The organism is Pseudomonas oryzihabitans (genome assembly GCF_032027545.1).
GTDB classification, from domain to species: Bacteria; Pseudomonadota; Gammaproteobacteria; order Pseudomonadales; family Pseudomonadaceae; genus Chryseomonas; species Chryseomonas oryzihabitans_F.
In genome coordinates this window covers 272845-285399 of record NZ_JAVSJB010000004.1, presented here as the reverse complement: position 1 = coordinate 285399, position 12555 = coordinate 272845, and the positions used below count along the sequence as shown (strand labels likewise).

The following is a 12555-nucleotide window of genomic DNA, read 5'->3' as shown; positions in this document are numbered from 1 at the left end:
CGAAAGTCGCGTCACCGAGTTCTGACTCGGTTTTTCGTCCTTGCCTGAGAGGTAAAGGCTGTGGATAAGCCTGGGGCAAGTTGTCGGCAAGTCTTCTCGGGTGCCTGCCTGGGAATCTGTGCAAAAAATGATCGATTTCCGCTGCCGGTTCCAGGGCGCTCCGTCCTCGGCAGATGAGGCGGTTTGCCCACATCTACTGTGTGCGGGCTTGTGGAAAAGATGTGGGACCTGCTGCCGATGCCAGGCCTGGCAAGGCCTGTAGAGGATCGTACAAAAAATGATCAGTGCTGCTTTTGCGTTTTTCCACAACCCACAATAGAACTGCATAGGGCTGTGGATAGGATGTTCGCTCAAGGCTGGAGGCCAGTCGCCATGGGCCTTGCAGCGTATTGATCAAATTTTGATCAATATCTGGGGTAATAGTACGTCAAGGATTTTTTCTTGATTTTGTAAGGAGTTATCCACGCTTGCTCAGTGGTCAAGAGAGCTTTCGCCGCTAAACCAGGTTGTGGATAACTCTGTGGGTTTTCTGTTTGGAAGCCTGTGCACGACGGGAATGGCTAACGCAGGGTCACCTGCTGCCGCAGGCCTTCCGCCGGTAGGACGAAGGCGCATTCCTCGTAGGTGGCCATACGCATGCGCAACGGGGGATTGTTGCTGTAGCCGTATTGTTCGGTGGGCATGCCGATGAAGTTGGTATCCAGCTGCTGGTTGTCGTTGCTGTCGTGGATCACCGAGACGGCATAGCGCCCCGGTGGCAGCTCGAAGCGATAGTCCTGGGCCCCGGGCTGGGCAGCGATATGGGCCTGGGCGACCGGCGCCTTGTGTTCCTTCCAGGCCTCGTCGCTGGCGAACACGGCCAGCAGCAGATGGCCACCGGAGCCATCCACCGTTGCCACCCGCACCTGCAATTCGGCCGCCTGCAGCAGACCGCTCAGGCAGAGACCAGACACCAGCAACAGAGACTTCATAGGCTTTCCTTCAGGAGGGGGAGGACGTCAGCCGCAGCAGGTCGGCCGGTCGTTCGAAGAAGAGATCCGGCGCCTGGGCGCGTAGCGTTGCCGGGCAACCATAGCCCCAGGCCACGGCCGCACAGGCGAGACCGGCGCGCCGCGCGGCTTCGAGATCGCGCAACTCATCGCCGACATAGAGCGAATCGCGCGCGGCGATACCCTGCCGCCGGAGCAGGCGGGTCAGGCGTCGGGCCTTGCCGAGCAGGGGAATATCGTATTCGCCATCGCTGAACAGCCGCGCCGCCTCGGGCAGCACCTGGTGCACGCTGGTGGCGGAATTGGAGGTCGCCAGGCCCAGGTGCAGACCGGCGACGCTCAGCTGTTCGAGGGCGACCGGAATCTCAGGGAAGGGCGCGACAGTGTCGCCGCGCTGGGCCAGCAGGCGACGATAATGGCGCGCGATGCGGGGTACTTTCCACCAGGGGATGCGCAGGCTGTCCAGCAGGCCGGGGAGAGAGGCGGCGCGCAGCCGGGGCAGTTCGTCCGCAGCCGGTTCGCGAAAGCCGTGGTGGCGTGCCAGCTCGCCGAGGCAGCTCAGCAGGAAGGGCAGGCTGTCCGCCAGGGTGCCGTCGAAGTCGAAGATGACGTAGCGGTAGCTCATGCAAGGAGGACGCGGCTGGCGAAGGCGCCAGCGTAGCGGGCGCCTCGGGCTTTTGCTACCGCAGCAAGGGCAGGGGCGGGCGCCCCTGCCGGGTGGATCACACGCGGAAGCGGCGAATCTGGCCGTTGAGTTCCACCGCCAGCTCGGAGAGCTGCTGGCTGGCGGCGCGGGTCTGCTCGGCACCGGCCGCGGTCTGCACCGAGAGGTCGCGGATGCGTACCAGGTTGCGGTCCACTTCACGGGCCACCTGGGCCTGTTCCTCGGCGGCACTGGCGATCACCAGGTTGCGCTCGTCGATGCCGGAGACCGACTGGGCAATGGCGGCCAGGGCAGCGTTGGCGGATTGCGCCTGCTCACGGGTCTGACGGGCCTGGTCGGCGCTGGTCAGCAGCGCGTCGACGGTCTGGCCGGTGCCCTGCTGGATGCTGCCGATCATGCCTTCGATCTCGCGGGTGGACTCGCCGGTGCGATGGGCCAGGGCCCGCACCTCGTCGGCCACCACGGCGAAGCCGCGACCGGCATCGCCAGCGCGAGCCGCCTCGATGGCGGCGTTGAGCGCCAGCAGGTTGGTCTGCTCGGCCACCGAGCGGATGACGTCCAGCACCTGGCTGATGTTGCGGGTCTGCTCGGCCAGCTGGCGGGCCTGTTCGCTGGCGCCCAACACGTTTTCGGTCAGCACCTCGATGGCGCCCAGGGTATCGCCCAGCTGGCGCTGCCCCTGGCGGGCGGTATCGGCGGCCTGGCGCGATTCGGAGGAGGTGGAGGTGGCGTTGCCGGCCACCTCGTCCACCGCCTGGCTCATCTCGGTGACGGCGGTGGCCGCCATCTCGATCTCGCTGTTCTGCTGCTGCAGACCGGTAGCGCTTTCCTGCATCACCGCGGTCATCTCCTCGGCGGCCGAGGCCAGCTGCACGGCGGAGTGGCCCAGGTGCGCCAGGGTATCGCGCAGGTTGGTCTGCATCTGCTGCATGGCCTGCAGCAGCTGGGCGGCTTCGTCGTGGCCGCGGGTATCCAGGGCCTGGGTCAGGTCGCCACTGGCGATGGTCTTGGCGGCGTCGACGGCCTGGGCGATGGGGCGGGTCATGCTCAGGGTCAGGCGCCAGGCCAGCAGTACGGTCAGGCCCAGGGCCAGCGCGATGACGATCCAGGTGATCGACTTGGCTTCGGCATAGGTGTCACCGGAGCGTTGGGAGGCGGCCTTGATGTCTTCCTGGTTGATCTTGCGCAGGGCTTCGGTACGCTCGTTCATCTGGGTACCGAGCTGGGCCATGTTGCTCTGGATCAGGCTGCGTGCCTCGTCGAGCTTGCCGGCACTGATCAGGTCGGCGAGCTGGCCGGTGTAGCGGACATAGTCGCGATGGATCTGACGCAGGGCATCGAAGGCCTGGCGCTCGCGATCAGCGCTAAGGAGCTTTTCATAGCGACCGAAACCGGCTTCGATGTCGGCATTGATGCCGTCGATCTTCTTGCGCGTGGCGGCGACGGTCGCGGCGTCCGGGATCGCCAGCAGGCGCAACACCTCGACCCGGGTACGGGCCAGTTGCAGGGCGAGGTTGTCGGCCTCGACGATGCTGGGCACGTTGTTGGTCTCGATCTCGAGACCCTGGGTACGGATCTGCGACAGCTGCAGCAGGCCGAATACCCCCAGGCTGGCGACGAGCACGGCGAGGAGGCCGAAGCAGAGTAGGCTGCGGATGGCGATGGAAAAGGATCGGAAGGTCATGGCGACAGCCCCGGTGGAAAGTGAGGCCTCCTATAGCGGCTGTCGCCCACGTGACTTGACGGTCACTCGTCGCAAAAAATGACAAGTGACTGCTTGTTGGCGCTGGGCGACGGTCAGAACTGGAAGCGCTGGACCCGCCCGCTGAGGCTGACCGCCAGGTCCGCCAACTGCTGGCTGGCGGCGCGGGTCTGCTCCGCGCCGGCTGCGGTCTGTACCGATAGGTCGCGGATGCGCACCAGGTTGCGGTCCACCTCACGGGCCACCTGGGCCTGCTGCTCGGCGGCACTGGCGATCACCAGGTTGCGCTCGTCGATGCCGGAGACCGCCTCGGCGATGGCCACCAGGCCGGCATTGGCCGCCTGGGCCTGCTCACGGGTCTGACGGGCCTGGTCGGCGCTGCTGAGTAGGGCATCGACGGTCTGGCCGGTACCCTGCTGGATGTTGTCGATCATCTTTTCGATTTCGCTGGTCGAGTCTCCGGTGCGCTGGGCCAGGGCGCGGACTTCGTCGGCCACCACGGCGAAGCCGCGACCCGCCTCGCCGGCACGCGCAGCCTCGATGGCGGCGTTGAGCGCCAGCAGGTTGGTCTGTTCGGCCACCGCACGGATCACGTCCAGCACCTGGCTGATATCGCGGGTCTGGGATTCCAGGTCACGGGCCTGGGCACTGGCGCCAAGGACCTGCTCGGTGAGGGTTTCGATGGCGCCGAGGGTCTCGCCCAGCTGGCGCTGGCCTTGGCGGGCGGTCTGGGCAGCCTGGCGCGATTCGGTGGAGGTCGAGCTGGCATTGCCGGCGACCTCTTCCACCGCCTGGCTCATCTCGGTCACGGCGGCGGCCGCCATCTCGATCTCGCTGTTCTGCTGCTGCAGGCCGGTGGCGCTTTCCTGCATCACCGCGGTCATCTCCTCGGCAGCGGAGGCCAGCTGGCTGGCGGAGTCACCGATATGCGCAAAAGTCTCGCGCAACTGGCTCTGCATCTGCTGCATGGCCTGCAGCAGCTGGGCCGCCTCGTCGCTGCCGCGGCTGTCCAGCGCCTGGGTCAGATCGCCTGCGGCGATGGTGCGGGCGGCAGCCACCGCCTGGGCGATAGGGATGGCGATACTGCGGGTCAGGCGCCAGGCCAGCAGGCCGGTGAGCGCCATGGCCAGCAGGAGCGCCAGCCAGGTCACGGTGGTGGAGCGTCCATAGGCGGCATCGGCTTCTTTACTGGCGGTATCGATATCCTGCTGAACCGCGTTGCGCAGCGTCTCGATGCTGGCGTTCATCCGAGCACCCAGCTGGGCCATGCTCTGCTGGACCACCTGGCGCGCCTCAGCCAGCTGGCCGGCGCCGGCCAGGTCAGCCAGTTGTCGCACGCCCTGCATGTATTCGCGGTGCACCTGGCGCAGATCGTCCAGCGCCTGTCGGCTCTGCGCTGACAGCACCCCTTGCTGATAGCGCTCGAAGGTGGCCTGGGTCTCGGTGCTCAGGCCATCCAGCTTCTTGCGGGTGCTGGCCAGGATGTCGGCATCGGGCATGGCCAGCAGGCGCAGGGTCTCGATGCGGGTCCGCGCCAGCAGCAGGCCCAGGTTATCCGTCTCGATCAGGATCGGGATGTGGCGCTGCTCCACCTGGTGTCCCAACTGGCGGATCTGGGCCAGCTGGGACCAGCCGAACAGGCCGAGGGCAGCGACGAGCGCCGCGAGGATGCCAAAACACAGCAGATTGCGGGTAGCGATGGACAGTGAACGGAGAGTCATGATGAGCCTGTGAAAGATGATTCAAAATGTGATCAGGCTCACAACTTTATGTGATGTTTTGCAGGAAGGGCTCTGGAATAGGGTGCGTCAAAAAACCGCACTCCGCAAAAGTCGGTTTACTGACAGGCCCCTGGAGCCGTTGCGGCTCCAGGGGGCGGGGCAAGCGCCGCTGTCGTCAGTCGCCGCTCACTTGGCGCAGATGCGCTGCCGGCGCCTCTTCACCGAGGTTGTCGAGCAGGCGCTCGCTGTACCAGTCGATGAAGTTGATCACGCCGAATTCGTATGTCTTTGAGTAAGGGCCCGGTTGGTAGGCCCTGGAGTTGATGCCGCGCTGGTTTTCCTCGGCCAGGCGACGGTCCTGGTCGTTGGTGGCGTCCCAGACCTTGCGCAGGTTGACCGGATCGTAGTCGACGCCTTCCACGGCATCCTTGTGCACCAGCCACTTGGTGGTCACCACGGTCTCGGTCGGACCCAGCGGCCAGACGGTGAAGACGATGATGTGATCGCCCATGCAGTGGTTCCAGGAGTGCGGCAGGTGCAGGATGCGCATGGAGCCCAGGTCCGGATCGGTGATGCGACCCATGAGCTTCTGGCAGCCCTGCTTGCCGTCCATGGTCATGGACACGGTGCCGGCGAGCAGCGGCATGCGCACGATGCGGTTGCGCAGGCCGAAGCTGGCATGGGCGTAGGGGATCTTGTCGGCGTCCCAGCGCGTGGTACAGGCCGCGACCTGGTCCTTGAACGCCTGGGAGGCGCGGGGATCGGTGACGTCGTCCCATTCCAGCAGGGTGTTCAGCAATTCGGGGTGGGAGCCGCTGCAGTGGTAGCACTCGCGGTTGTTCTCCAGCACCAGCTTCCAGTTGGCCTGCTCGACCAGGTCGGTACGCACCGCGACCTTGGTGTTCTCCATGTCGTACGGCTCCATGTAGTGCTCGAGCGTACGCAGGAACTCGTCGATGGCCGGCGGTTCATCGGCCAGGGAGATGAAGATGTAGCCCCCCGCGGTCTTGACGTGGACCGGCTTGAGGTTGAAGTCGGCCATGTTGAAGTCGGCGCCCATCTCGCTGCCGGCGAACAGCAGGCGGCCGTCCAGCTCGTAGGTCCACTGGTGGTAGGGGCAGACCAGCTTGGCGACCTTGCCCTTGTCGCTCACGCACAGGCGCGAACCACGGTGGCGGCAAACGTTGTGGAAGGCGTGGACCTTGCCTTCGGCGCCGCGGACCACCAGGATCGGATTGTCACCGAGTTGCAGGGTGATGAAGTTGCCCTTGGTGGGGATCTCGCAGGTCATGCCGGCGATCAGCCATTCCTTGCCGAAGATCTCCTGCATGTCGATCTGGAACAGGCGCTCGTCGTTGTAGAACGGCTGGGGCAGGGAGTAGGTGCGCTCGCGGGTGCGCAGCATCTCGGCCGTGGCCTTGCGGGCCGGATCGAGAGGGTCGCCCAAACTCAAGGTGCTGACGTCCATCGTACATCCTCGTGGCCACCCGGCGGGTGGCGAAAAGTGGTTGGTCACGGTATTGCAAGGCTGTTGGCTGACGGAGCGGGGCCGCCGAATGACCCGGTGCTTCGCCCGTCGCGCGCTGTTCAGGTTCGGCTTGGGGCGGAGTGTGGGGCCGGAGCCGGGAGGAGGCCTTGCTCATGGGCGACATGGCCGACGCTGTTCACGACGCCCCAGCCCTTGTCATTGCTGGGCCGGTCGCCATCGGCATGTGGATGTCGCGATTGGGAAAGTGACGGTCGTGGGGCCCTCACAGAATCGCCGCCAATAGCCCGAGCGGCAGTCGAGGTGCGCCATGAATACCTTCATCAACCCCGTTACTACCCAGACCTGGACCAATGGCCGCCACCCCGTGCGCTGCGTCAAGGTGATCCAGGAAACCTGGGACGTGCGCACCTTCTGCTTCACCGCGGAAATCCCGCTGATGTACTTCTTCAAGCCCGGGCAGTTCGTCACCCTGGAGCTGGAGATCAACGGCCAGCAGGTGATGCGCTCCTACACCATCTCCAGCTCGCCCTCGGTGCCCTATAGCTTCTCCATCACCGTCAAGCGCGTGCCGGGTGGCCAGGTATCCAACTGGTTGCACGACCACCTGAGGGTCAATGACACCCTGGCCGTGCACGGCCCGGTGGGGCTGTTCAACGCCATCGACTTCCCCGCCGACAAGGTGCTCTACCTGTCCGGCGGCGTGGGCATCACTCCGGTGATGTCCATGGCGCGCTGGTTCTACGATACCAACGCCAACGTCGACATGGTCTTCGTGCACAGCGCCCGCACCCCGCGCGACATCATCTACCGCCACGAGCTGGAGCACATGGCGTCGCGGATCGACAACTTCGTGCTCAACCTGGTGTGCGAGCGCACCGAGCACGGCGAGTCCTGGGCCGGCTACCGCGGCTATTTCGACCGCCGCATGCTGGAGCTGATGGCCCCGGACTTCCGCGAGCGCGAGATATTCTGTTGCGGCCCCACGCCCTACATGAACGCGGTCAAGACCATGCTCCGCGAGCTGGGCTTCGACATGGCCCGCTACCATGAGGAATCCTTCGGCGCGACGCCGCCGGAAGCCAAGGTCGAGGCTGCCGAGCAGGCCGAGGCCGCGGCCGATCTGCCACCTGTTCCGCTGGAAGCCCAGTGCCTGATCTCCTTCACCGAGAGCGGCAAGAGCGTCAACATCGGCCCCGGCGAGACCATCCACGGCGCCGCCGCCAAGCTTGGTCTGCACATTCCCAAGGCCTGCGGCATGGGCATCTGCGGCACCTGCAAGGTGCTCAAGAAGAGCGGTGAGGTGGTCATGGACCACAACGGCGGCATCACCGAGGAAGACGAAGCCGAAGGCTACATCCTGTCCTGCTGCAGCATCCCGCAGGGGGATGTGCAGATCGAGTTCTGAGGCCGTGATGCCCGTGGAGCTTCGTAGCCTGGAAATCCGCACAGCGGTCTCCACAGGTGCCTGAGGTTGGTTTCGGCGGACAAGGCTACGCCGTTGTCCGCCCTACGCGACTACGCGTTGATCGCGGCCATGGGCCGCTCCTACAGCGGTTCGATGTCCTGTAGGAGCTGCCGCATCGGCGGACCGCCATGGCCGCGATCTGGCCGCGTAGCCGTAGCCTGGAAAACCGCGTCAGCGCTTTCCAGGAACTGCGCCTAGCCCCGGCTACCTGGACGGCATCCGATAGACGTCCACCCGGACTTCGTTCTGCCCCGGATAGCGGCACTGGGCGATGAACGCTTCCCGCGCCAGCCAGCCCAGCGGCCCATCGCCTACCTCGAACTCCGGCGTGCCCTGGCAGCGGTACTCCGCCTCCGGCAGCGGCCAGTCGCCCTCGTCCATCCGCTTGCGTCCTGCTGGCGTCACGTTCAGCCAGCCGCGGTTGCGCAGGTTGATCAGCACGCCCCCGGTGGTCCTCAGGCTGTAGCGGGCATCCAGCCGACCAAGGCCGTCGGCGCATTCCAGGAAGCGATCCTCGCCGCCCGGCAGCACTTCACCCTCGGCGCTCGGGCGACCGCTCTCGAATACCGCGAAGCAGCCGCCGAGGATCGGATAGTTGATGCGCACCCCGGCGGCGCCCGGCAACCGGCCGAGCAACTGGCCTTCGCCGATCCGCACCAACAGGGTCAGGCAGCGTTCCAGGGCTAGACTAGGCGCGGCGCTCAGCCGGGTAAGGGGTTCACTGGCCATTGCGGATGGTCGTCCAGGTGCGGGTTCTCAGCCGATCCAGCGCCAGATCCGCGGGTTCCTGCACGAAGAGCTCTGCCTGGCGCGCGGCTGGAACGAAGACGTTCGGATCGTTGCGCAGGCGGGCGTCGATCAGTGGCTGCGACGGCAGGTTCGGGTTGGGGTATTCCAAGGCGTTACTGATCCGCGCGATGACCTCGGGACGTAGCAGGAAGTCGATGAAGGCATGGGCTTCAGCGGGATGACGCACGCCCTGGGGAATGGCGATGACATCCGCCCATTGCAGGGTGCCGCCCCGGGGCAGGCTCATGGCGATCTCGATGCCCTTGCCGGCAGCCTTGGCCATGTTGCGCGCCTGGGTGAAGGCGCCGGACCAGCCCACCGCCACGCAGATGTCGCCGTTGGCCAGGTCGACGGGAAACTTGGAGGAGCTGAAGTACAGCACATCGGGGCGGATGCTCAGCATCAGCGCCTGGGCCTTGGCATAGTCCTCGCGCTTGCTGCTGTTGGGCGGCAGGCCCAGGTAGTGCAGGGCGATGGGTAGGATCTCTTCCGGGGCGTCGAGGAAGGCGACGCCGCACTGCTTCAACTTGGCGAGGTTTTCCGGCTTGAAGATGAAGTCCCAGCTGTCGAATTGCACCTCGGGCCCGAATATCTCGTGGATCTTGGCGACGTTGTAGCCGATCAGGGTGGTGCCCCAGAGATAGGGCACCGCATAGCGGTTGTCGGCATCGTTCACCGCCAGCCGCTGCATGAAGGCCGGATCGAGATTCTTCCAGTTCGGCAGCTGCGCCCGATCCAGCGGCTCCAGCGCCTTGGCCTTGATCAGCTTGCCCAGCTGGCTGGCAGAGGGGAAGACCACGTCGTAGCCGGAGTTGCCGGTGAGCAACTTGGACTCCATGGTCTGGACGTTGTCGAAGACGTCGTACTGGACATGGATGCCGGTCTGCTGCTCGAAGTCCTTGATGACGTCCTTGGGCAGGTACTCGATCCAGTTGTAGACACGCACCTCGCGTTGTTCGGCCAAAGCCGGATCAAGGCGGAGCAGGGTGCAGAGCAACAGCAACAGCAGGGTGAGATGACGCATACGGCCTCCGAAGGCGCGCGGGGAGCGGCTCAGAATTTGTAGGTGACGTAGCTTTCCAGGGCGCTGAAACGCTCGTCGCCCAGGACCTCGCGCGCCGCCTGCTTGGCCTGGACCCAGTTGTAGGCGACGGCGGCATAGAGCGACGGCGTGGGCGTCCACTCCAGGTACAGGGTGGTCTCGTCGGCGAAGCGGCGATCGCTGACGGGCCGGCCCTGGAAGTTCTTCTGGTCCAGGCTGAAGGCGTGGTACAGCGCGCCCACCGCCCAGCTCTCGTTGAGCCGCGTCTTGAGGTGCAGGCTGTGCACGTTCTCGTTGCTGTTGAACAGCAGGTAGTTGCCCACCACGTCACCGATTAGCCAGGTACCCCAGTCGGTGTAGCCCTTGGTCAACGGGTCCCAGCCGGATAGGCGGGTATCGCTGGGATTAGGGTCGCCGGAGAAGTGCGCATAGCGGTAGGTGAGCTGTGGCTGCAGCGGTAGGTCCTTGAACTGATATTGGGCCTGGGCGTACCAGGCATTGCCGTCGTAGGTCAGGCCATTGCCCGAGCCACGTTGCCAGGCGTATTCGCCGCTGAGGGCGAGATCCGGCAAGCCGGCTGGCGAGGCGTTGAGCCAGCGCAGGTTGTAGACGCGCATGCCATCGCGCGGGATCGCGTTGCGGGTCTTGGCGCTGACGCCGAAAGCCATGGCGCCGACGACGCCATGGCCGGTGTCGTAGTCGAGATTGCCGCCGTTCAGCCGGTAGTCGCCGCCCAGGGCGTCGGCCACGCCCAGGGTGAAGCCTTGCGCCTTCCAGGCATCGTGACTCCAGCCCAGCACGCCAGCGCGGTCGAAGGCGGTGCGCGGGGCGAGCCAGTAGGCGCCGTCGCGGCCCAGGTCGGCGCGGCCATCCTGGACGATGAAGCCGCTGCCCACCAGGTAGTTCTGCCGACCCACGGTGAGGCGCCAGTCCCCGGTCTGGACGCCGACGAAGGACTCTTCGAGGTGCAGGCGCTGGTCGCCACTGCGGGTGAAGCCGGCCGGATCGCCATCGCCCCGGGTGGCCGCCCCGACGGCCGAGAGGCCAGCTATCCAGCGCAGGTCCTCGTTCGCCTGATAACCGAGGTTGACTCCCGGCTTGAGGAAGAACTCCTGCCAGTCCAGGCGGGTGGCACCGGTGTCGGGCTGCCCCTGGCCGAACTGGGCACCGCGCACATTGATGGAGGCCGCGCCCGCGGTGAGGGACGGCGTGACCTCGAGGTCACCGTATCGATAGGTCTCGCCGGCAACGGCTAGGGATTGTCCGCCCAAAGGCAGAATCAGCGCGAGGGCACCGTATCTCTTCTTCATGTATCGCTCCTGTCGTTTGCTTTTTTTGTCGCAGGGCAGTTAAGGCACCAGTGGGCGCCAAGCCGCCGGACCAGGGGGTCGGCGGAAATCGTTCTTTGGTTTTAATCAGCGAAGTGCTCGCCAAGGCTGCGCAGCAGGCGCACCGTGTCGATATCGGCTGCGGTATTGGCACTGGGTAGGGAGGACTGCTTGACCACCACCAGGCGCGTCGCCGGATCGACATAGAGGTACTGGCCATGGATGCCGCCGGCCATCAGTGCCGGGCGATCCTCACGGAACACGTACCACTGGCTGCGATAGGAGGCGCCGGGGGTCCATTCGGCGAACTCGAGGTCCTTGGCATAGAGGGCTGCGTCGCCGCCCGCGGACAGGGCGTCGATCACCGCCGGGTCGAGCAGGGCCCGGCCATCGGGCAGGGCGCCGCGATGGGCGAGCAGTCGGCCGAAGCGGCCCATGTCCTGCAGGGTCGCGGCGAAACCGGCGCCGGCCACTGCCCGGCCCCAGGGGTCGGCGACGAAGAAGCCATCGCGGCGGCAGCCGAGCTGCAGCCAGAGGTCTTCCAGCAGGGCGGCGCAGGAGCGACCACCGGCGCGCTCCAGGGTCCAGGCCAGTACCTCGGTGCAGGCGGTGACATAGTGGAAGGCGGCACCGTGCTCGCCGCGCTTCTGCAGGCTGGGCAGGTATTCGTAGAGCGAGGCGTGCTGCTCGTGCCCGGCGGGCGCCGGCTCGAAGCCGCAGGCGTAGCCATAGCGCGAACTGGCGGAAGCCGGGTCGTCGTAGACCTCGTCGTAGGCGATGCCCACCGTCATGTCCAGCAACTGCCGCACGCTGGCATCGGCGAAGGCGCTACCGGCCAGCTCCGGGATGATATCGCCGGCCAGAGCCTCGGCCGACAGCACGCCTTGGAGCAGCGCCTGTTCCGCCAGGGTGCCGATCATGGACTTGGTGACCGAGAACATGATGTGGCGGCTGTCCGGCGTCTGGCCGTTGAAATAGCGCTCGCAGAGGATCCGATCGCCCTTGAGCACCAGGAAGGCGTCGGTGTAGCTGTCTTGCAGATGCTGCGCCAGGTCGAGCGAATCGCCCTGGACACCCTGGAAACGATAGTCCAGCAACTGGTCGGGACCTGCGGCCAAGGACGCCACGGGGCCCTGGCCGGCCCGCACGGCGAGGGTCGGACGCAACTGGTCGAGATGCTGGAGACCCCAGCGGTTGAACGGCGGGCGTAGCCAATTGTTCCATGTCACCCGCTGCGCCGATGGCGGCGGAAAGCCCTGCATCAGCTCAAGGACGGCGGTTTGTGGGCTAGACGAGTCCATCTGGCTTCTCCTTGCGAGGGACGAAGCCAATTTGTCTCGGTTAAATTTTTTAGTCAATAAAATAT

General features: G+C 65.6%; 10 protein-coding genes. 1 reads left to right on the top strand and 9 read right to left on the bottom strand.

What is annotated here, in order from left to right; genetic code table 11:
- Positions 1 to 560: 560 nt before the first annotated feature.
- The 5 genes from RND78_RS08650 to gbcA form a co-directional block, all read right to left on the bottom strand.
- A complete protein-coding gene (locus tag RND78_RS08650) occupies positions 561 to 971 on the bottom strand; it encodes a DUF2141 domain-containing protein (RefSeq protein WP_312727782.1) in 411 nt (136 codons plus the stop codon).
- Positions 972 to 981: 10 nt separating this feature from the next.
- Positions 982 to 1614, bottom strand: coding sequence for an HAD hydrolase-like protein (locus tag RND78_RS08645; protein ID WP_312727781.1), 633 nt, complete (start codon positions 1612 to 1614; stop codon positions 982 to 984).
- Between the two features lie 97 nt (positions 1615 to 1711).
- Positions 1712 to 3337: a methyl-accepting chemotaxis protein gene (locus tag RND78_RS08640; RefSeq protein ID WP_312727780.1), complete on the bottom strand. Its 1626-nt coding sequence runs from the start codon at positions 3335 to 3337 to the stop codon at positions 1712 to 1714.
- 113 nt (positions 3338 to 3450) lie between these two features.
- Positions 3451 to 5076 carry a methyl-accepting chemotaxis protein gene (locus RND78_RS08635; RefSeq protein WP_312727779.1) on the bottom strand — a complete coding sequence of 542 codons (1626 nt, stop codon included), beginning with the start codon at positions 5074 to 5076 and terminating at the stop codon, positions 3451 to 3453.
- A 175-nt stretch (positions 5077 to 5251) separates the two neighbouring features.
- Positions 5252 to 6544, bottom strand: coding sequence for a glycine-betaine demethylase subunit GbcA (gbcA, locus tag RND78_RS08630; RefSeq protein WP_312727777.1), 1293 nt, complete (start codon positions 6542 to 6544; stop codon positions 5252 to 5254).
- Between the two features lie 328 nt (positions 6545 to 6872).
- Between gbcA and RND78_RS08625 the strand changes: the two genes are divergently transcribed.
- Positions 6873 to 7970, top strand: a complete 1098-nt coding sequence (locus RND78_RS08625) for a hybrid-cluster NAD(P)-dependent oxidoreductase (RefSeq protein ID WP_312727775.1) — start codon at positions 6873 to 6875, stop codon at positions 7968 to 7970.
- Positions 7971 to 8234: 264 nt separating this feature from the next.
- Here the strand turns inward: RND78_RS08625 and RND78_RS08620 are convergent, their stop codons facing one another.
- The 4 genes from RND78_RS08620 to RND78_RS08605 all read right to left on the bottom strand — a co-directional run bounded on the left by RND78_RS08620 (position 8235) and on the right by RND78_RS08605 (position 12490).
- On the bottom strand, positions 8235 to 8759 hold the full coding sequence (locus RND78_RS08620; RefSeq protein ID WP_312727773.1) for a DUF3237 domain-containing protein: 525 nt from the start codon (positions 8757 to 8759) through the stop codon (positions 8235 to 8237).
- A complete protein-coding gene (locus tag RND78_RS08615) occupies positions 8749 to 9843 on the bottom strand; it encodes a polyamine ABC transporter substrate-binding protein (RefSeq protein WP_312727771.1) in 1095 nt (364 codons plus the stop codon). The genes RND78_RS08620 and RND78_RS08615 overlap by 11 nt, the downstream gene beginning before the upstream one ends.
- Positions 9844 to 9872: 29 nt before the next feature.
- Entirely contained in the window at positions 9873 to 11171 is a 1299-nt protein-coding gene (locus RND78_RS08610) for an alginate export family protein (RefSeq protein WP_312727769.1), read from the bottom strand.
- A gap of 101 nt (positions 11172 to 11272) precedes the next feature.
- Positions 11273 to 12490 carry a serine hydrolase gene (locus RND78_RS08605; protein WP_312727766.1) on the bottom strand — a complete coding sequence of 406 codons (1218 nt, stop codon included), beginning with the start codon at positions 12488 to 12490 and terminating at the stop codon, positions 11273 to 11275.
- Between the last annotated feature and the right edge of the window lie 65 nt (positions 12491 to 12555).

Excerpts from the sequence above, each read along its gene's own strand:
- RND78_RS08650 (WP_312727782.1), bottom strand. The coding sequence starts at position 971 with ATGAAGTCTCTGTTGCTGGTGTCTGGTCTCTGCCTGAGCGGTCTGCTG.
- RND78_RS08645 (WP_312727781.1), bottom strand. The coding sequence starts at position 1,614 with ATGAGCTACCGCTACGTCATCTTCGACTTCGACGGCACCCTGGCGGAC.
- RND78_RS08640 (WP_312727780.1), bottom strand. The coding sequence starts at position 3,337 with ATGACCTTCCGATCCTTTTCCATCGCCATCCGCAGCCTACTCTGCTTC.
- RND78_RS08635 (WP_312727779.1), bottom strand. The coding sequence starts at position 5,076 with ATGACTCTCCGTTCACTGTCCATCGCTACCCGCAATCTGCTGTGTTTT.
- gbcA (WP_312727777.1), bottom strand. The coding sequence starts at position 6,544 with ATGGACGTCAGCACCTTGAGTTTGGGCGACCCTCTCGATCCGGCCCGC.
- RND78_RS08625 (WP_312727775.1), top strand. The coding sequence starts at position 6,873 with ATGAATACCTTCATCAACCCCGTTACTACCCAGACCTGGACCAATGGC.
- RND78_RS08620 (WP_312727773.1), bottom strand. The coding sequence starts at position 8,759 with ATGGCCAGTGAACCCCTTACCCGGCTGAGCGCCGCGCCTAGTCTAGCC.
- RND78_RS08615 (WP_312727771.1), bottom strand. The coding sequence starts at position 9,843 with ATGCGTCATCTCACCCTGCTGTTGCTGTTGCTCTGCACCCTGCTCCGC.
- RND78_RS08610 (WP_312727769.1), bottom strand. The coding sequence starts at position 11,171 with ATGAAGAAGAGATACGGTGCCCTCGCGCTGATTCTGCCTTTGGGCGGA.
- RND78_RS08605 (WP_312727766.1), bottom strand. The coding sequence starts at position 12,490 with ATGGACTCGTCTAGCCCACAAACCGCCGTCCTTGAGCTGATGCAGGGC.